The 18,920-nt window shown below is 64.0% G+C and carries 17 protein-coding genes; 4 read left to right on the forward strand and 13 right to left on the reverse strand.

Annotated elements, in window-relative coordinates; genetic code table 11:
- Positions 1 to 15: 15 nt before the first annotated feature.
- From truB to rimP, 7 genes are all read right to left on the reverse strand, one after another.
- On the reverse strand, positions 16 to 1,038 hold the full coding sequence (gene truB / locus MU848_RS09885; RefSeq protein ID WP_247231491.1) for a tRNA pseudouridine(55) synthase TruB: 1,023 nt from the start codon (positions 1,036 to 1,038) through the stop codon (positions 16 to 18).
- A gap of 17 nt (positions 1,039 to 1,055) precedes the next feature.
- The gene (gene rbfA, locus MU848_RS09890) at positions 1,056 to 1,454 is read right to left on the reverse strand and encodes a 30S ribosome-binding factor RbfA (RefSeq protein ID WP_247231493.1); all 399 of its coding nucleotides are present in this window, start codon (positions 1,452 to 1,454) and stop codon (positions 1,056 to 1,058) included.
- Between the two features lie 122 nt (positions 1,455 to 1,576).
- Positions 1,577 to 4,168 carry a translation initiation factor IF-2 gene (gene infB / locus MU848_RS09895; RefSeq protein ID WP_247231495.1) on the reverse strand — a complete coding sequence of 864 codons (2,592 nt, stop codon included), beginning with the start codon at positions 4,166 to 4,168 and terminating at the stop codon, positions 1,577 to 1,579.
- Positions 4,169 to 4,237: 69 nt separating this feature from the next.
- Positions 4,238 to 4,894: a DUF448 domain-containing protein gene (locus MU848_RS09900; protein ID WP_247231497.1), complete on the reverse strand. Its 657-nt coding sequence runs from the start codon at positions 4,892 to 4,894 to the stop codon at positions 4,238 to 4,240.
- A 150-nt stretch (positions 4,895 to 5,044) separates the two neighbouring features.
- Positions 5,045 to 5,281 carry a tautomerase family protein gene (locus MU848_RS09905; protein ID WP_247231499.1) on the reverse strand — a complete coding sequence of 79 codons (237 nt, stop codon included), beginning with the start codon at positions 5,279 to 5,281 and terminating at the stop codon, positions 5,045 to 5,047.
- Between the two features lie 6 nt (positions 5,282 to 5,287).
- Positions 5,288 to 6,859, reverse strand: a complete 1,572-nt coding sequence (gene nusA / locus MU848_RS09910; RefSeq protein WP_097091322.1) for a transcription termination factor NusA — start codon at positions 6,857 to 6,859, stop codon at positions 5,288 to 5,290.
- Positions 6,860 to 6,871: 12 nt separating this feature from the next.
- Positions 6,872 to 7,396 carry a ribosome maturation protein RimP gene (rimP, locus tag MU848_RS09915; RefSeq protein WP_247231501.1) on the reverse strand — a complete coding sequence of 175 codons (525 nt, stop codon included), beginning with the start codon at positions 7,394 to 7,396 and terminating at the stop codon, positions 6,872 to 6,874.
- A 248-nt stretch (positions 7,397 to 7,644) separates the two neighbouring features.
- On the opposite strand from rimP, the gene MU848_RS09920 reads away from it, so the two are divergent.
- Together MU848_RS09920 and MU848_RS09925 are read left to right on the forward strand one after the other, a co-directional pair.
- The gene (locus tag MU848_RS09920; RefSeq protein ID WP_247231503.1) at positions 7,645 to 8,781 is read left to right on the forward strand and encodes a PQQ-dependent sugar dehydrogenase; all 1,137 of its coding nucleotides are present in this window, start codon (positions 7,645 to 7,647) and stop codon (positions 8,779 to 8,781) included.
- Positions 8,782 to 8,875: 94 nt separating this feature from the next.
- Positions 8,876 to 10,147 carry a serine hydrolase domain-containing protein gene (locus tag MU848_RS09925; RefSeq protein ID WP_247231505.1) on the forward strand — a complete coding sequence of 424 codons (1,272 nt, stop codon included), beginning with the start codon at positions 8,876 to 8,878 and terminating at the stop codon, positions 10,145 to 10,147.
- Positions 10,148 to 10,285: 138 nt separating this feature from the next.
- Here MU848_RS09925 and MU848_RS09930 read toward each other — a convergent pair whose 3' ends face one another.
- From MU848_RS09930 to tpiA, 3 genes are all read right to left on the reverse strand, one after another.
- Positions 10,286 to 11,917, reverse strand: coding sequence for a CTP synthase (locus tag MU848_RS09930; RefSeq protein ID WP_097091318.1), 1,632 nt, complete (start codon positions 11,915 to 11,917; stop codon positions 10,286 to 10,288).
- Between the two features lie 91 nt (positions 11,918 to 12,008).
- On the reverse strand, positions 12,009 to 12,389 hold the full coding sequence (secG, locus tag MU848_RS09935; RefSeq protein WP_097091317.1) for a preprotein translocase subunit SecG: 381 nt from the start codon (positions 12,387 to 12,389) through the stop codon (positions 12,009 to 12,011).
- Positions 12,390 to 12,519: 130 nt separating this feature from the next.
- Positions 12,520 to 13,263 carry a triose-phosphate isomerase gene (gene tpiA / locus MU848_RS09940; RefSeq protein WP_247231507.1) on the reverse strand — a complete coding sequence of 248 codons (744 nt, stop codon included), beginning with the start codon at positions 13,261 to 13,263 and terminating at the stop codon, positions 12,520 to 12,522.
- A gap of 174 nt (positions 13,264 to 13,437) precedes the next feature.
- On the opposite strand from tpiA, the gene MU848_RS09945 reads away from it, so the two are divergent.
- Together MU848_RS09945 and trpE are read left to right on the forward strand one after the other, a co-directional pair.
- Complete coding sequence (locus MU848_RS09945) at positions 13,438 to 15,390, forward strand: peptidylprolyl isomerase (RefSeq protein ID WP_247231509.1); 1,953 nt, start codon at positions 13,438 to 13,440, stop codon at positions 15,388 to 15,390.
- Between the two features lie 4 nt (positions 15,391 to 15,394).
- The gene (trpE, locus tag MU848_RS09950) at positions 15,395 to 16,915 is read left to right on the forward strand and encodes an anthranilate synthase component I (protein ID WP_247231753.1); all 1,521 of its coding nucleotides are present in this window, start codon (positions 15,395 to 15,397) and stop codon (positions 16,913 to 16,915) included.
- Here the strand turns inward: trpE and MU848_RS09955 are convergent, their stop codons facing one another.
- The 3 genes from MU848_RS09955 to MU848_RS09965 form a co-directional block, all read right to left on the reverse strand.
- The gene (locus MU848_RS09955; protein WP_097092736.1) at positions 16,916 to 17,188 is read right to left on the reverse strand and encodes a DUF4242 domain-containing protein; all 273 of its coding nucleotides are present in this window, start codon (positions 17,186 to 17,188) and stop codon (positions 16,916 to 16,918) included.
- A 168-nt stretch (positions 17,189 to 17,356) separates the two neighbouring features.
- Positions 17,357 to 18,082: an extensin-like domain-containing protein gene (locus tag MU848_RS09960; protein WP_097091314.1), complete on the reverse strand. Its 726-nt coding sequence runs from the start codon at positions 18,080 to 18,082 to the stop codon at positions 17,357 to 17,359.
- Between the two features lie 3 nt (positions 18,083 to 18,085).
- A complete protein-coding gene (locus MU848_RS09965; RefSeq protein ID WP_097092735.1) occupies positions 18,086 to 18,856 on the reverse strand; it encodes an NUDIX hydrolase in 771 nt (256 codons plus the stop codon).
- Positions 18,857 to 18,920 lie beyond the last annotated feature (64 nt).

The raw sequence follows: 18,920 nt of genomic DNA on the forward strand, positions 1-18,920 counted from the left end.
TTCCTTTCATAACATCTAGAGATTGAAGCCGCGCACCACCCTGATCTCAGGGCCACTGGCCTCGACCAGCGCGACGGGCGTATCGCCCTCCATCGCCAGCATGAGACCGGTATGCGGTTTCCCCACAAGCACCTTCCCCTGTCGGAGAGCCAGCGCGTCGTGGGGAGAGACTGCAAGAGCCGGGATGTCGTCCAGCCCTGCGGTCAACGGCAGCATGAGCTGCGCGATGCCGTGCCCCCTAGCAGCTTCGTCCAATTTGTCCAGTGAAATAGCAGATTCCAGGGTGAACGGGCCTGCCTTCACGCGGCGGAGCATGGTGACATGGCCAACGGTGCCGAGGGCGATCGCGATGTCGCGGGCGAGGGATCGGATATAGGTGCCCTTGGAAACATGGGCGCGGAGGGTGATTTGCTGAATCCTCTCTCCGCTCGCGGGGAGAGGATAAGGAGGCTTGGCAGCTTGCTGCCTAGCCGGAGTTGGAGAGGGGGATGACGCGCCCTGCCCCTCTCCAAGCTCCGCTAGCCCGCCATGCGGACAAGCTACGCTATCCTCTCCCCCTTTCGGGAGAGAGGAAATCTGCAGTTCGTAAATCATCACGCTGCGCAGCTTCATCTCGACATCCTGCCCAGCCCGGGCAAGGTCATAAGCCCGCTGGCCGTCTATCAGGATGGCAGAATAAGCAGGCGGCGCTTGTTCGATCGGGCCTGTGAAGCGAGGCAATATCGCTTCTACCTCGCCGAGCGTCGGGCGGTGATCGCTTTCCGCAATAACCTTCCCTTCGAGGTCCAGCGTGTCGGTCTGGGTGCCAAACGTGACGGTGAAGTCGTAAATCTTGTCGCTGTCGAGCATGCGCCCGGCGAGCTTCGTCGCCTCCCCTATCGCGATCGGCAGCACGCCAGTCGCCAGCGGATCGAGCGTGCCGCCATGGCCGACTTTCCACTTGCCAGCCCCGCTTTGGCGAAGGGCGCGCTTGACGGCGCTGACCGCCTGGGTGGAGCCGACCCCGTGGGGTTTGTCGAGGATGATCCAGCCGTGCATCGGGGTGAACAGGGGCGTCAGTCCTGATCGTCCGCCTGATCAAGATCGCGTGCAACCTTTGGGTCCCTCAGAAGCTTGTCGATGTGGCTGCCTTCGTCAAAGCTCTCGTCCGCAAGGAATTTGAGCTTCGCCGCATATTTGAGGCGGATGCGGTGCGCGACCTCGCGCTGGAGATAGGCGGTGTTGGTGCGCAGCGCCTTCAGCACCGCTTCCTCGTCCTGACCAAGCAGCGACTTCACGAAGACAGTGGCGTGGCGCAGGTCGGGGGACATGCGCACTTCGGTAACGCTGACGACATGTTTCGCCAGCACATCGTCATGCACGTCGCCGCGCTGGAGGATGTCGGACAGGACGTGACGCACCTGCTCGCCCACGCGGAGGAGGCGGACGGAGGGGCCTTCGGGTTGATTGGACATAGATCCTCCCCTCCCGTGAACAGGAGGGGCCGGGGGTGGGCTCTCCCCAACGGCCAATGCAATTCAGGAGAGGGCGAGCCCACCCCCTAACCCCCTCCCGCCTGCGGGAGGGGGAACATGGATCACAGCGTCCGGGCGCGCTCTTCGACCTCGAACAGCTCCAGCGTATCGCCAGGCTTGATGTCGTTCGTGTCCTGAAGCACGGCACCGCATTCCATGCCCGCGCGGACTTCGGCGACATCGTCCTTGAAGCGGCGCAGCGACGCGATGTTGGTGCGCGACACGATGACATCGTCGCGGGTAAGGCGCGCGTTGAGGCCCTTGCGGATGATGCCGTCCAGGACGAGCAGACCGGCCGCCTTGTCCTTCTTGCCCGCCGGGAACACCTGAAGCACCTCGGCCCGGCCGACGATGGTTTCGATGCGCTCGGGAGCCAGCTGGCCCGCCATTTCGCCGCGTACTTCCTCGAGCAGATCGTAGATCACGTCATAATAGCGCAGCGAGATCTTCTCGCGTTCCGCCAGCTGACGCGCCTTGGCATTGGGACGGACGTTGAAGCCGATCAGCGGCGCGCGGCTGGCAGCGGCCAGCGTGACGTCGCTTTCGGTGATCGCGCCGACGCCCGAATGCAGGATGCGGACCTTGATCTCGTCGGTCGAGATGCGGTTCAAGGACGATACGATCGCTTCCACCGAGCCCTGCACGTCGCCCTTCACGACCACCGGATATTCGATGACCTTGGTGTTGAGCGCCGAGAACATGTGCTCGAAGCTGGTCGGTGCCGTCGTGGTCCGCTTCTTCGTCGCCTGTTCCTGACGGTAGGCGGCGACTTCGCGGGCGCGGGCTTCATTCTCGACGACAGTCAGCTGATCACCTGCCAGAGGCACACCGGAGAGCCCAAGCACCTCGACCGGGGTCGATGGCCCTGCGACCTTCACATTCTGGCCCTTGTCATTGACGAGCGCCCTCACCTTGCCGCTTTCGGCACCGATGACGAAGGTGTCGCCGACCTTCAGCGTCCCCTTGCGCACCAGCACGGTCGCGACCGCGCCGCGGCCCTTGTCGAGCTGCGCTTCGATGACATTGCCTTCGGCCTGGCGGTCGGGGTTGGCGGTCAGTTCCATGACTTCGGCCTGGAGCAGGATCTTGTCGATCAGCTCGTCCAGACCCGTCTTCTTCAGCGCGGAAACCTCTACGTCCTGGACGTCACCGCCCATATCCTCGACCACGATCTCCTCGCTCAGCAGGCGCTCGCGCACCTTCTGCGGATTGGCTTCGGGCTTGTCGCACTTGTTGATCGCGACGATCATCGGGACGCCAGCAGCCTTGGTGTGGTTGATGGCTTCGATGGTTTGCGGCATCAGGCCGTCATCGGCCGCCACCACCAGGATGACGATGTCGGTGACGTTGGCCCCGCGAGCGCGCATTTCTGAAAATGCCTCGTGGCCCGGCGTATCAAGGAAGGTGATGACATCGCCCTTCTTCGTCGTCACCTGATAGGCACCGATATGCTGGGTGATGCCGCCGCTTTCGCCAGCGACCACATCTGTTCCCCGCAAGGCGTCGAGCAGCGAGGTCTTGCCGTGATCGACATGGCCCATGATGGTCACGACCGGGGCGCGCGGCTTCAGGGTTTCGGGCGCATCCACTTCGCCTTCCATCCCGATTTCGACGTCAGCTTCAGAAACGCGCTGGATCCGGTGGCCGAATTCCTCGACCAGCAATTCCGCGGTATCCTGATCGATCGGCTGGTTGAGCGTGACGGCGGTGCCCATCTTGAACAGGGCCTTCACCAAGTCCGCGCCCTTTTCGGCCATGCGGTTGGCGAGTTCCTGCACGGTGATGCTTTCAGGCACCACGACATCGCGGACCTGCTTTTCACGCTGTTGCGCGCCACCGGCATAATGGGCGCGGCGCTCCTTTTCGCGCGCGCGCTTCAAGGCGGCGAGCGAACGGGCGCGGGCGCTGTCGTCGTCGGCAAGCGCGCGTGTGACGGTCAGCTTGCCCGATTGGCGGCGATTATCCTCGCCCGCACGCTTGGTGCGGTCAGGCTTGGCCGGTTCGGGACGCTTGATCGGCGTGACGGGCGTGAAGCGGCGCGGCGGCGGCGCGGCGGCCGCAGGGGCTGCGGCAGAGCGCTGTTCGGGCGCTTGCTGGGCAGGCTGCTCCTCGACCGGAGCGGGCGCAGGCTCGGCAACAGGCGGCGCAGCAGCGGCCTTCGCCTCTTCCTCGGCACGGCGCGCGGCTTCGGCCTCGGCAGCTTCAGCCGCCTGGCGGTTTTCCTCGACGCGGCGCTTTTCGTCCTCGGTCGCGGCGAGGCGTTGCGCATCCTCACGGCGGCGCGCCTCTTCCAGCGCGTTCATGCGGGCTTCTTCAGCCTCGCGCAGCAGCTTGGCCTGCAATTCCTGACGCGACATCAGGCTCTGCGGCGGCGCAGGGCGCGCGGGGGCAGCGGGCTGCGGCGCGCGCGCCTGCGGCTGCTGCGGCGGAGGCGCAGCGGCGGCAGGTGCCGGGGTCGGATCAGCCTGGGGCGCAGCCGCAGGCGCACCGGCTTCGCCGGGCTTGCCCAGGATGCGGCGCCGCTTCACCTCGACCACGACCGTATTCTTGCGGCCATGGCTGAACTGCTGCTGCACCTGGCCGGATTCAACGGTCCGCTTGATGCCCAGCGGCTTGCGGCCCAGAACCGGCTTGTCTTCCTTGCTGTCACTCATACGACTGAACTGTACCCTTCACTTACCATCCGACCGGCAAGGCCCGTCGGCGCCTTCATTCCATGCAGCCTAGACGCCCTGCGCATCGGCGGAGTCATGCTCCCCATGCACGGGCGCCCCGGTAGCGCAACCCAGATAGCTTTCCAAGCGGCCAATAGCCGCACGCAGACGCGACGCGGCGCGCGAGTCGGTCACTGCGATATGGACGACGTTATCACGCCCCATTGCCATAGATAGGGCGTTCCGGTCCACAGGCAAGACGATGCCTGCCAATTCCGTGCCTTCTGCTTCCTGTCCGACGCGCAGCGCCTGATCGAGCTTGCGGTTGCCGTCAGCCGCCGCATCGCTGGCGTGGAGCAGCAGCTGGACCTTGCCCTGGCGGCAGGCGACGTCGATCTTTTCCGATCCGGTGAGGACCATCGACGCGCGTGCTTCCAGGCCGAGGCGGTCGAGCAGTGCCTTGCGCAGCCCGTCCTCGATCAGGTCCGGCAGAGTGTCCGGGATTTGCAGATCGCCGGTCTTGAACGAGCGGGAGAGCGCGCCCTTGAGCTTGCCCTTGGCGAGGGCCTGTTCCAGTTCCGCGCGGGGGACGCCGATCCACGCGCCTCGCCCCGGCGCCTTGGCGCGGATGTCGGGCAGGACCTGACCTTCCGGGCCGATGGCGAGGCGGATCAGCGTTTCGGGATCGGCGCGATCGCCCGAGAGGATGCATTTGCGTTCGGTCATACCGAAATCCTCCCCTTCAAGGGGAGGTGGCAGCCCGAAGGGCTGACGGAGGGGTTTTCCCCTATCGTCAGCGCACCACCCCTCCACCGGCTTCGCCGGTCCCCCTCCCCTTCCCGGGGAGGATTTTCACAATAGTGGAGCCTTAGCCTCTCATCGGGAAGTGACCGCAGCATTTGCGTCCTCCCCTGGCTTGGGCTCGGCGGCGCGGTCGGCAATCAACATGCCGCCCGACCCGTAATTTTCCGTCGCGATTTCCGAAATCACCACCTGCACGGCAGAGGGCGCCTTCCCCAGCCGCTCGACAAGCGACTGGGTGACGTCGGCGACGATAGCCGCTTTCTGCTCACGGGTGGCGTTTCCGGCCAGACGGATGTCTACGAAAGGCATCGGGGCTTAGGCTTCCTCGCCCTCGAACCAGTGCGCGCGGGCGGCCATGATGATCTCATTGCCCTGCTCTTCACTGAGGCCATATTCGGCAAGGATGCCGCCCTTGTCCTCGGCACCTTCGTTGCGGCGGCGGCGCTGATCGACACGCTTCTTCGCGATCAGTTCGTCGGTCGCAAGGTCGGCGAGGTCATCGAGCGTCTTCACGCCCGCCTTGCCCAGCGTCACCAGCATCGCTTCGGTAAGGTGCGGAATGTCGGCCAGCGCATCCTCGACGCCAAGCGCCTGACGTTCCTCACGGGCGGCTGCTTCGCGACGCTCTAATGCTTCCTGCGCGCGGCTCTGAAGCTCGGCAGCGAGGTCTTCGTCGAAGCCTTCGATCGCGGCCAGTTCCTCGACGCCCACATAGGCGACTTCTTCCAGCTCGCCAAAGCCTTCGGCCACCAGCAGCTGGGAAAGGGTTTCGTCCACGTCGAGCTCGTTCTGGAACAATTCGGAACGCGCGACGAATTCCTTCTGACGCTTCTCGGACGCGTCAGCCTCGGTCATGATGTCGATCGCCTTGCCGGTCAGCTGGCTGGCGAGGCGGACGTTCTGGCCACGGCGGCCAATGGCGAGCGACAGCTGATCGTCAGGCACGACGACTTCGATGCGCTCTTCTTCTTCGTCAATGACCACGCGGGCGACCTGAGCGGGCTGGAGCGCGTTGACGACGAAGGTCGCGGTATCTTCCGACCAGGGAATGATGTCGATCTTTTCGCCCTGCATTTCCTGCACGACGGCCTGCACGCGGCTGCCCTTCATGCCGACGCAGGCGCCGACCGGGTCGATGCTCGAATCGCGGCTGATGACACCGATCTTGGCGCGCGAGCCCGGATCGCGGGCAGCGGCCTTAATCTCGATCACGCCGTCATAGATTTCGGGCACTTCCTGCGCGAACAGCTTCTTCATGAACTCAGGATGCGCGCGGCTGAGGAAGATCTGGGGCCCGCGATTTTCGCGGCGCACGTTCAGGATCACCGAGCGGATGCGGTCGCCGACGCGGACGACTTCGCGGGGGATCTGCTGATCACGGCGGATGACGCCCTCGGCGCGACCCAGGTTCACCACGACATGGCCGAACTCGACCGACTTGACGACGCCGGTGATGATCTCACCCACGCGGTCCTTGAATTCTTCGTGCTGGCGCTCACGCTCGGCGTCGCGGACCTTCTGGAAGATCACCTGCTTGGCGGACTGGGCATCGATACGGCCGAGGTCGATCGGGGGCAGCGGATCGACGATGAAGTCGCCGATTACGGCATCCTTCTTCAGCTTCTGCGCCTGCTTGAGGTCAACCTGCTTGAAATAGTCGTCAACCGCCTCGACCACTTCGACGACGCGCCACAGGCGCAGGTCGCCGCTGTCCGGATCAAGCTTGGCACGGATGTCGTTTTCGGCACCATAGCGCGCGCGGGCGGCGCGCTGGATCGCGTCTTCCATCGCCTCGATGACGATCGCCTTGTCGATCATCTTCTCGCTGGCGACGCTGTTCGCGATGGCGAGCAACTCGGCCTTGTTGGCGGAAATGGCGTTGGCCATGGTCGTGAACCCTTACTCTTCGGTTTCGAACTCGTCCGCCCCATCGGAGGAGAGCGGCATGCTAGCAGAAATAAGCGCGTCGGTCAGTATCAGCTTGGCATCGCCGACCAGCGCGAAGGGGATGGCGACATCCCCGGCCTTGTTATCCTGGAACTGGATTTCCTCGCCCTCGACACCCTTCAGGATGCCGCGAAAGCTCTTGCGCCCCGCCACAGTTTCGGCCGTGGCGATCTTCGCCTCATGCCCTGCCCATTCCAGAAAATCGTGGAGGCGGGTAAGCGGGCGATCGATGCCAGGTGAGCTGACTTCCAGCCGATAGGCTTCCTCGATCGGATCAGCTTCGTCCAGCACATCGGACAGGCGGCGCGAGATGGTGGCGCAATCTTCGATCACGAGTTGCTTGGTCGCGGGATTTTCCGCCATGATCTGCAGCGTATATTCGTCACCCGACCCGAACAGCTTCACGCGCACGAGGTCAAAGCCCAAGGCCTTCACCTCCGGTTCGATCAGCGCGGTCAGTTCGGCGATGTCCGCCATGCAGTCTCCAACAGAATATGTGCGTTCCCGCCGCCGCAAGCCCTTCCGCTTGCGACCCCGACATGTTTGACGATGTTAGGAAGCAAGGGCGATATAGGCGCGATGCGATAATGCTGCAACATTATTCGTGCACGGGACTTTTACAGGCAGGGGGCGACCGATCCGTTCGGGCCGAGCTTGTCGAAGCCCCTCCATTCTCTCATGAAAAGAGAAGCCCTTTGACAGGCTCGGGGCGAACGGAGGTTGATATGAATCGGGTTTTGATCACCGCCCTGCCCCTTGTCCTCCTCGCCTGTTCTTCCGAGAATGCGACGGGTCAGAACAGCGCCGCGGCTGCGGAAAAGCCGTTCAAGACGTCGGTGATTGCTGACTTTGATTCGCCCTGGGCGATGACGTTCCTTCCGGACGGGCGGGCGCTGATCACGGAAAAGGCGGGCGAGATGATCCTGTTCGATCCGAAGAACGGGACGAAGATACCGGTCGCCGGCATGCCCAAGGTTGATAGTGCGGGCCAGGGCGCGTTGATGGATATCGTCCTCTCGCCGACGTTCGGGCAGGATCGGAAGGTTTATTTCAGCTTTTCGGAAAGCGGCCCCGGCGGCAAGGGCGTGGCGCTGGCGACGGGCATCTTCAACCAGGCGAGCGACGGGACAACGAAGCTGGACGGCGTCAAGACGATCTTCCGCGCGACGCCCTATATCGAGGGTAATGGGCATTATTCCGGCCGGATCGCCTTCTCGCCTGATGGCAAATATCTGTTCTTCACTAATGGCGAGCGGCAGAAGTTCGATCCGGCGCAGGACCCGAAGGCAACGCTGGGCAAGGTACTGCGGCTGAACCTGGACGGCACGCCGGCTGCTGGCAATCCGCTGGCGGCGAAAGGTTTCCACCCTGCCGTCTGGTCCTATGGCCACCGCAACCTGCTCGGCATCGCGTTCGACAAGGATGGGCGGCTGTGGGAGCAGGAGATGGGCCCCAAAGGCGGGGATGAGGTGAACCTCATCAAGCCAGCGCTCAATTATGGCTATCCCAAGGTGTCCAATGGCGACCATTATGACGGAAAGCCGATCCCCGACCATAGCGCGCATGATGGCTATGAAGCGCCGAAGGTCTGGTGGAACCCGGTAATCTCTCCTGCGGGGCTGCTCTATTATTCGGGCGATCTGTTCCCGCAGTGGAAGAATTCCCTCTTTATCGGCGGGCTGTCGAGCAAGGCGCTGGTGCGCGTGAAGCTGGATGGGGAGAATGCGGCGAAAGCGGATCAGTGGGACATGGGCGCTCGCATCCGCGAGGTCGAGCAAGGTCCGGACGGGGCGCTGTGGTTGCTGGAGGATGGCGGCCAGGGCTCGCAGGGGCGGTTATTGAAGCTGACGCCTGCTAATTAGGACGATCCTGCTGACAGGAACGTACCGTATCAGCCGTTGACCCGCATCATGACAATCGACACGATAGTGATCGATAATGAGGGGGAGGACGGCCATGCCACATGCGGAATTCGTGCGACGCGATCTGCTGAAGGGCGCAATTTGCCTGGGGATGATGGGCGCTGCACCCGGATATGCGCGCGCAGGCGCAAAACGCTTTCCTGCCGTCCGCGCGATGGTGGCTGGTGTCATTGGGGAAAAGGCTGTTCCGGGCGCTATCGTCGCGATCGGCGAAAGAGCAAACCGGCCAGATTATATCAGCAGCGGCACGATCGCGCTTGATAGCGCGGTCCAAGTGGATGAGCACACTCTGTTTCGCGTCTATTCGATGACGAAACCGATCACCGGCATGGCGGCAATGCTGCTGATCGCAGAAGGCCGGATGAAGATCGATCAGCCGGTAGCCGATTTCATCCCCGGATTTGCCAAAATGCGCGTGCTGGCCAATCCTGGCCGAGGCGTCGAAACTCGTCCTGCCACTTCCGCAATGACGATCCGCCACCTGTTGACTCACACCGCCGGTCTTGGTGGCGGGCCTGCGGTCAAAGGGCCGCTCAAGGGGATATATGAAAAGCTGGGGCTGAGGCAGAACCTGATCAGCCATGCGGAACGGCTGGAGCAAGCCCCGCCTTCGAGCCTGAAGGATTTCGCCGATCGGCTGGCGGCGGCTCCCCTGCTTTCAGACCCGGGAACGGCGTGGAGCTATTCGGTGGGGCTGGATTTGCTCGGCCATATTATCGAGATCGTGGCAGGCATGCCGTTCGAGCAGTTTCTGGAGCGGCGGTTCTTCGCGCCTTTGGGCATGAGCAACACCTTCTTCTCTGTGCCAGAGAGCAAGAAGGCGCGTCTCGTCACCAGCTATACAGGCAGGAGCGCCAAGCTGACGGAGGTCGATGCGGGCCCGGCTTCGATATTCCTCAACAAGCCCGCATTTCCTTCGGGCGGCGGCGGGCTCATCTCAACGGCCCATGATTATGATCGCTTCCTGGCCATGCTGGCGAATAACGGACGCCTGGGCCGGACGGAGGTCATGCCGCCGGACGCCGTGGCCGCTGGAACCGCGAACCTCCTGCCGCAAGGCGTGAGCATGCGCGATTATCTCGGCATTCCGGGAGTGGTGGGCTTTGGCGCGGGCGGCTGCATTGCCGATCATGGCGGGTTCAAAGGCCTGTTCGGCTGGCTGGGCGCCGCGGGGACGATCGGCTTTATTGTGCCCGCACAGCGGCTTCGGGTGACCGGCTTGATCAACAATATGTCTGTCTTCGATTTCGCAATGAACTTGCCGAAAGCGGTTCATGACGATCTGGGTTCAGCCCGGACATCATGAATCTCGGCGCGGGGAGCGGCCTGATGCCAGCCGCCCCTCCCCCAGTTCGGCGGATCGAAGCGGCACCCCGGATAGAAGTCCGGGGGTGAAGGCGGCGGAGCCAGCTTATACCGCCGCCTCTCTTGGAAAGTCAGGCGATCAAACCAGCCGGCTCTGCTTCACCGCCGCTTCGATGAAGCTGGCGAACAGCGGATGCGGGTCGAAAGGCTTGGACTTGAGTTCCGGGTGGAATTGCACCCCCACGAACCAGGGGTGATCGGGACGCTCGACGATTTCCGGGAGCGTGCCGTCGGGGGACATGCCTGAAAAGATCAGGCCGCCCTTTTCGAGGCTGTCGCGATAGCCGGCGTTGACTTCGTAGCGGTGGCGGTGCCGTTCGCTGATGTCGCCGGTGCCGTAGATGCCCGCAACGACGCTGTTGCCGGTGAGCTTGGCGGGATAGGCTCCCAGGCGCATCGTGCCGCCAAGATCGGTTTCGGCGGTGCGCTTTTGCAGGCCTTCACTGCTCATCCATTCGGTGATGAGGCCGACGACCGGCTCTGAAGTCTCGCCAAATTCGGTGGTCGAAGCGTCCGGGATTCCGGCCGTGTTCCGCGCCCCTTCGATGCAGGCCATCTGCATGCCGAGGCAGATGCCGAAAAAGGGCACATTGCGTTCACGGGCGAACTTGACCGAGGCGATCTTGCCTTCGGAACCGCGCACGCCGAAGCCGCCGGGGACGAGAATGCCGTGCATCGGTTCAAGGCTGGCGGCGACGTCATCGCCCTTTTCGAAGAGTTCCGCGTCGATCCACTTGATGTTGACCTTCACCCGGTTGGCGAAACCACCATGGGTCAGCGCTTCGTAGAGCGACTTGTAGGCGTCGGGCAGGCCGACATATTTGCCCACGACGCCGATCGTCACTTCGCCTTCCGGGTTCTGCTGGCGATCCATGATGTCGAGCCAGCGGTCGAGCGACGGCTTGGGCGCGCCTTGAATGCCGAATGCGCGCAGCACTTCCTCGTCCAGCCCTTCCGCATGATATTGCGCGGGGACGGCGTAGATGCTGCTGGCGTCGAGCGCGGGGATGACGGCCTCGGGACGCACGTTGCAGAATAGCGCGATCTTCTTGCGCTCGCTTTCCGGCAGCGGATGTTCGCAGCGGCAAAGCAGGATGTCCGGCTGAATGCCGAGCGAGGTCAGTTCGCGGACGCTGTGCTGGGTCGGCTTGGTCTTCAGCTCGCCGGCCGCCGCGATGTAGGGCACCAGCGTCACATGGACGAAAATCGACTGGCCGCGATCCAGGTCGTTATGCAGCTGGCGGATCGCTTCCATGAAAGGAAGCGATTCGATGTCGCCTACCGTGCCGCCGATTTCGCACAGCACGAAGTCGAGGTCATCGGTGTCGGCAGTGGCGAACGCCTTGATCTCGTCGGTGACGTGCGGGATCACCTGCACCGTCGCGCCGAGATAATCGCCGCGCCGTTCGCGCTGAATGATCGTCTGGTAGACGCGGCCCTGCGTCACATTGTCCGACTGGCGCGCCGAAACGCCGGTGAAGCGCTCATAATGGCCAAGGTCGAGGTCGGTTTCCGCCCCGTCATCGGTCACATAGACTTCGCCATGCTGATACGGGCTCATCGTGCCCGGATCGACATTGAGATAAGGGTCGAACTTCCGGATACGCACACGGAAACCTCGCGCCTGCAGCAGCGCTGCGAGCGATGCGGCCATAAGGCCTTTACCAAGCGAGGAGACCACGCCGCCGGTGATGAAAATATACCGCGCCATGGGAGTGGAGGCTTAGCCTTTTACAAACAAGTTGGGCAAGCGCGCGAATCCACGCGCGAGCAAAAAAAGATCGGAAATGAGATCGAAAGGATCAGTTGGCGAGCGGAACCGCGCCATTCGCCGCCTGGCCGTTGCTCGCGGCGCCCGCCGCACCGGCCAGCGGATCGGCATTGCCGGTCGCCGGAGCCTGACCCGCAGGGGCAGAGGGAGCCTGCTTCACCAGCGACGTATCGATATCGCTTGGCGCGTGCTGAACCGACGCGATCACCGCAAGGACGATCGACAGCAGCACGAAGATCGACGCAAGGACGGTCGTCGAGCGCGTCAGGAAGTCCGCCGCACCCCGCGCGGACATCAACCCTGCCGGGCTGCCACCCACACCCAGGCCGCCGCCTTCCGACTTCTGCATCAGGATGACGGTGACCAGCAAAGCCGCAACGATGGCCTGCACGACGAGGATGAAGGTGAACATGCGAGAATATCTGTCCGAATGGGGTGCGTTGGAGAGCCCATAGCGGCGATAGGCGGCGGGGGCAACCGGCGCTGGGCTTCCTCGTGCTGATCAGATCCCGGGCAGAGCGGAAAGGCCGCCCCCTCCCGCCTCAACCAGCGGCAGCGATCACCGGCGCGAATTTCGTTGCCGTGAGGCTTGCGCCGCCAACGAGGCCGCCGTCGACATCTTCGATTGCCATCAGTTCAGCGGCATTCTCGCCATTCATCGAGCCACCATAGAGGATGCGCATGGCGTTCGCCTCACCCGCGCCGATCCGGCTGGCGAGCGCCGCACGCAGCGCCTTGTGCATGGCTTCGACCGCTTCCATGGTCGGGATGCGACCGGTGCCGATCGCCCAGATGGGTTCATAGGCGATCGCCAGCCAATCGGCCGCCGCGCCTTCGGGCAAGGAGGCAAGCAGCTGCGCCGACACGACGTCCTCGGCACCGCCGGCGTCGCGCACGTCCAGGCTTTCGCCAACGCACAGGATCACCTTGAGGCCCGCCGCCCTGGCCGCGAGCGCCTTGGCCGCGATATCGGCGTCCGTTTCGCCTTGATCCTGACGCCGCTCGCTATGGCCGACGATCGTCCAGCTCGCGCCTGCTTCCGCCAGCATTGCCGCCGACAGGCAGCCGGTGTGCGCGCCATTGTCCTTCATGTGGCAGTCCTGCGCGCCGACGAAGGCGCCGCCCTTCACTTGGCTGGCCGCCATGATCAGTGTCGCGGGCAGGCAAAGCCCCACCTCGACCACCGGACGTTCGGCCGCGAGCGCCCCGATCGCTTCCACTTCCGGCAGCTGTGCGCGAAGGCCATTCATCTTCCAGTTGCCGACCACCAGCTTGCGCCTGCCCATCGATCCGTACCCCTTTCAAGTCATCCGTCCATTCGCCAGCCTGACAGACCAGCCCTTCCGCAGGCCGATGGACAAAGGGACGGCATTTGTCCAGCCAAGCCGCACTTGCCGCCGCGACGATCCGCCCCTAAAGCGGGCCGCCTGTAAAAGTCTTTCCTTGTTGGACTTCTCTCCATGCTTTCAGTCTTTCGGCGCTTCATCCATTCGAAATTCGGCGCCCTGTTCGCGCTTCTTTTCCTCGGCATCATCGCGGCGGCCTTCATCTTGGGCGATTTGTCCAGCGGCCAGTTCGGCTCGTCTCTGGGCGGCCGTGGCGAGACGGCGGCGAAGGCTGGCGGGACGCGGCTGAGCGTTACGGAAGTGCAGGAGCGGGTCCAGCGGGTCTTCGAGAATGCGCGACGGGCGACTCCGGGTCTCCAGATCGGCGATTTCCTGGCGCAGGGCGCCGTCGCTCAGATTTACGACCAGCTCGTCGCCGCGATGACTCTGAAGGAATATGCGAAGGATCAGGGCGTCCATATCTCCAAGCGCCTTGTCGATGCGCAGATTGCCCAGATTCCGGCGTTTCAGGACGCGGCAGGCAATTTCAGCCAGGATAATTTCCGCCAGCTGCTGGTGCGCGAACGGATCACGGAGCAGGCGCTGCGCGAAGACATCACCCGCGAGATATTGGAACGGCAGATGCTCGCGCCTCTCGGCCTGGGCGTGAAGCTGCCCGACAGCGTCATCCTGCCCTATGCCTCGCTGCTGCTGGAGGCGCGCCAGGGCACCATCGCCGCTGTTCCCGCCGCCGCCTTCGCCGACATCAAGGACCCAAGCGATGCGCAACTCGCGACCTATTATCAGCAGAATGCCGCGCGCTTCACGATTCCCGAACAGCGGCGCATTCGCTACGCCGTGATCGATGGGGAGCGCTTCGCCCAGGCCGCGCAGCCGACTGACGCCGAAATCGCCGCAGCCTATAATCAGAACAAGGCGAGCTATGCCGCCAAGGAAAGCCGCAGCTTCGAACAGCTGATCGTGCCGGGCGAAGCCGCCGCCAAGACGATCGCAGCGCAGGTGAAGGGGGGCAAGTCGCTCGCCGCAGCCGCGCAGGCCGCTGGACTGGAGGCATCGACGCTTACCGATCAGAGCCGCGAAAGCCTTACCGCTTCTTCCTCCGCCACCGTCGCCAACGCGGCCTTTGCGGCCAAGCAGGGCGAGCTGGTCGGCCCGCTTCGTGGATCGCTCGGCTGGGTTCTGCTGCGCGTGTCGAACGTCAAGACCGTTGCCGCCCGCCCCTTGTCAGCCGTGCGCGACGAGATAGCGGCGACGCTTCGCTCGCAGAAGCAGAAGCGCCTGCTGAGCGAGTTCACCGGCAAGGTCGAAGATCAGATCGCCGATGGTGGCAGCTTCGAGGAAGTGGTCAAGGATAACGGCCTGAAGCTGGAAACGACGCCCTTCCTGGTTGCCAATGGCAAGCAGGTCGAGGATCAGGCCTATCAGGTTTCGGCCGATGTCCAGCCGCTGCTGGCGCCCGTATTCCAGATGAGCCAGGACGATGATGCGCAACTCGTGCCGATCACGCCTGACCAGCGCTATGCCCTTGCCGCGCCTGCCGAGATTCGCGCCGCCGCGCCGCCGCCGCTTGCAAAGGTGAAGCCGCTGGTTCTGGCGCAATATAAGCTCGCGCAGGGCAACGCCAAGGCGAAGGCTGTGGCCGAGCAGATCCGGGCGAAGGTCGCCAAGGGCATGAAGCTCGCCGATGCCGTGGCGCAGGCTGGCGTACGCCTTCCCGCGCCCCAGACGGTGGGGGGCCGCCGCGCCGACATCATGCGGGAAGGCCAGCGTCCGCCCGCCGAAGTCGCGATCCTCTTTTCCATGGCGACGAACAGCGTGAAGACGCTGCCGGTGGGTCAGGATCGCGGATATTTCGTCGTGCAGCTGAACGGCATCAAGCCCGGTGACGCGGGCGGCCAGACCGCCCTGCTCAACCAGGTCCGCAGCCAGTTGAGCGACGTGGCGGGCCAGGAATATGGCCAGCAGTTCGAACGGGCGGTCGAGAAACAGCTTGGCGTGACCCGGAACCCGTCCGCTGTCGCCACCGTGCAGCGGGCGCTCGCCAGCACCAATGGCGGCGCTCAATAAGATGATGCCAAGCAGCGCAGGCAATGACGGGATAGCGGCTGCTCGCGCCGCGCTGGCGGCTGGTAATTCGGCGCTGGTGTGGCGTCGGCAGATCGCGGACACGGACACGCCGATTTCCGCCGCGCTCAAGCTGTTCGAGCCCGATCGCGGTGACTTTCTGCTGGAATCCGTCGAAGGCGGCGCAGTGCGGGGCCGCTACAGCCTGATCGGCCTCGCCCCTGATCTTGTCTTCCGCGCGGAGGGCCGGACGGCGGAGATCAATCGCCAGTGGGCGGCCGACCGCCAAGCCTTCGTTCCGGAGACTGCGGGCGCGCTGGATGCTTTGCGGGCGCTGGTGGCGGAATGCCGTGCGGAGCTTGACCCGGCGCTGCCCCCAGCCCTCGCCTGCCTGGTCGGCTATTTCGGCTATGAGACGGTTGGCCTCGTCGAAAAGCTGCCCCGGCCAGCGCCCAATCCGCTTGAGCTGCCCGACATGCTGTTCGTGCGGCCGACCATCATCCTTGTCTTCGACCGGCTGGCCGATGCGCTGTATTTCGTCGCGCCTGTGTGGAAGGGCAGTTTCAGCGATGCCGACGCGGCGATTGCGCAAGCTCTGGAGCGGATAGATGCGACGGCGGCGCGTCTTGCCGCGCCCCTGCCGCAGACCCCGGCCCCGCAGGACATTGCCGATGTCGAGGTGACGCCCGCTCTGGAGCCGGGCCGCTACAAGGCGATGGTCGAGCGCGCGAAGGACTATATCGTCGCGGGAGACATATTCCAGGTGGTGCTCGCCCAGCGATTCACCAGTCCGTTCACCTTGCCGCCGATCTCGCTTTATCGGGCTTTGCGGCGGATCAACCCGTCGCCCTTCCTCTATTATCTCGATCTGCCCGGATTTGCGCTGATCGGGTCCAGCCCTGAAATCCTGGTGCGGGCGCGCGATGGCGAAGTCACGATCCGGCCGATCGCCGGAACCCGGCCTCGCGGCAAAAATGCTGTCGAGGATGCCGCCAACCGGGAAAGCCTCCTCGCCGATCCCAAGGAGCGGGCCGAACATCTGATGCTGCTCGACCTCGGGCGCAATGATGTCGGCCGGGTCGCCACTGCCGGGTCGGTGACGGTGACCGACAGCTACACGGTCGAATTCTACAGCCACGTCATGCATATCGTGTCGAACGTGGTCGGCCGCCTTTCACCGGAGAAGGACGCACTGGACGCGCTCTTCGCCGGGTTTCCGGCAGGCACCGTGTCAGGCGCACCCAAGGTCCGCGCTTGCGAGATCATCGCGGAGCTGGAGCCCGAGACGCGAGGCGCCTATGCCGGCGGTGTCGGCTATTTCGGGCCAGACGGTAACATGGACAGCTGCATCGTCCTGCGCACCGCCGTGCTCAAGGATGGCGTCATGCATGTTCAGGCGGGGGCGGGCATCGTGGCCGACTCGACGCCGGAATATGAGCAGCGCGAGTGCGAAGCGAAGAGCGGCGCGCTCCTCGCGGCAGCGCGGGAGGCCGTCGATCTCGCCCGGCAGGCGGGCTTCGGCCAGTAGCTATTCCGCGGTCGTGGGATCGATCGTCGATCGAACCCTCGCGATGCTGTTGGCCGGAAGCCCCGCAAGCTCGGCATGCTGCCGGATCAGCTCTTCACTGGGCGCGCGATAGAGACAATAGATCTTGTCGTCCGTCACATAGCTGTGGACCCATTGTATGTCGGGTCCAAGCTCGCGCAGCACATTGCATGACCCTTGCGATGCGCTTCTGAGTTCATCGCCCCGAAGCCTTCCTGCGCCGGGCATTTCCCTTTCTATCACGAACTGCGGCATGACCACCTCCATACGTGAAGAGGGACGAATCTATGCCTCCAGGTTGCGCAAGTCCACAGAAAGGCTGGAGCGCGCAGCGCTTATTCGGACGCAGATCGCGCGCTCTGGTTTTTTTGTTGTCGCATCGTTTCAAGCGCAGAACCGGTTCCCACTTTTGCGCACGATGCTCTAACGGCACAGGCGTCCGCCGAGCTTGCCCCGCTCAGCCTGATCCAGGTGCAGATGGTCATGATGCGCGGCGTTATAGTCGGGCGACAGAGTGGTCGAGAAAAGCCGGCAAGCACCGTCCCGGACAGCGCGCAGGAAGATGGCTTCCTTCCCCTCACCCCGCCAATCGCGCGCAACGCTGATGCGTTTTCCGCCTTCCAGGATAAAGCCGCTGATGTCGATCGCGTCGGCAGTGGCGTGCTCGCTGAAACTGCCTTGAGCGCGGCCGTAGATGCGGCGGCAGCTGTAGGATCCGAGATGCTGGATCGTCTCCACCGGCTTCCCCAGAATCTGCTCTGCGGCGGGTTGCACCACCTGCCATTCCCAAAGCTTGAGCGCGGCGGCGACCGGGCAGGATGGAGCGACAGAGGCCGGGGACAGGCTCACCACGCCATCTTCCTGCCGCAAGCGGACAGCATCGCTGTGGCGGCACTGCCCGCTTCCCTTAGGCTTCATCGCGACATAGCTGACGCCAGCCCGGTCGAGCAGCGCGCGGCATCCGTTGGCGTCGCCGGTCAGAGCGGCGAGCTTGCGGCCCGTGAACATCCCGACAGGCTGGGCGAGGTCCAGGTCGGTCCAGGGCAGGTCCTGCGGCCGATGACGCAGATAGGCATAGCCGATCAGCGCCAGGGCGCAGAGTGCGCCAAGCAGCAGAAGCCTGCGCAGGATGATGTGAAGCTGGCGCATGCGCTAACCACGCTGCACCTGCTCCATCGGTTCCGAAGTGACGGGATAACCGAGATGATCGGGGATGCAGAGGTGGCGCACGCCGTCCCTTTCCTCCAGCCACGGGCTGACCTTTTCCACGGGGAAGGACGCGGCATGGGCGGCCATCTCGGCAAAACTGCCGAACAGCGCCAGCCGCTCAAGATTGCGGCGCGTGGGGAAGATGATGCGGCCACCACCAGCGTCGCACAGGGCGATTGTGTCGCCTGCGCTCATCCAGAACAGCCGGACATTTTCAGTGGTGTCAGCCGTCGCAACCTGGCCCTCCGGCGCGCGCGCCAGATAGAAGCGCGTATCATAAATCCGCGCGGCCATTTCAGCGTCCGCCGGGTGCCAGCGGCTGAACGGCGTCAAATGATCCAGCGCGAGCTCAAGCCGATGCGTCTGGAGGATGGCGGAAAGGGTCGCGCCTCCTGCCAAAGCTCGACGCATCTCGGCCAATTGCACCGGGCCCGCCGAGGCCGCAAAACCGATGCCCAAGCCGCTTTCCTCCAGCGTCTCCCGGATCGCGGCAAGGCGCGCAGCGGTCTCTTCCACATCCGCCGAGCCTCCCAAGGCGCGCGCGAGTTCGCGGTCTGCGTCGTCCACAGCGCCGCCGGGAAATACCAATGCTCCCGCCGCAAAAGCCATCGTCCCTGCCCGCTCCATCATCAGGATGTGCGGAGGACCATCGGGCATGTCACGGACGATGATCGCAGTCGCAGCCGAGCGGCCTTCAATGCTGGATGATGTCATGAAATCCGCCATAGGCGCGCATCAGGCTGGCGGTAAAGTCCTTCAGGAGCACCCCTTCTTTCCG

The sequence above is a fragment of the Sphingobium agri genome (genome assembly GCF_023051225.1).
Lineage (GTDB): Bacteria > Pseudomonadota > Alphaproteobacteria > Sphingomonadales > Sphingomonadaceae > Sphingobium > Sphingobium agri.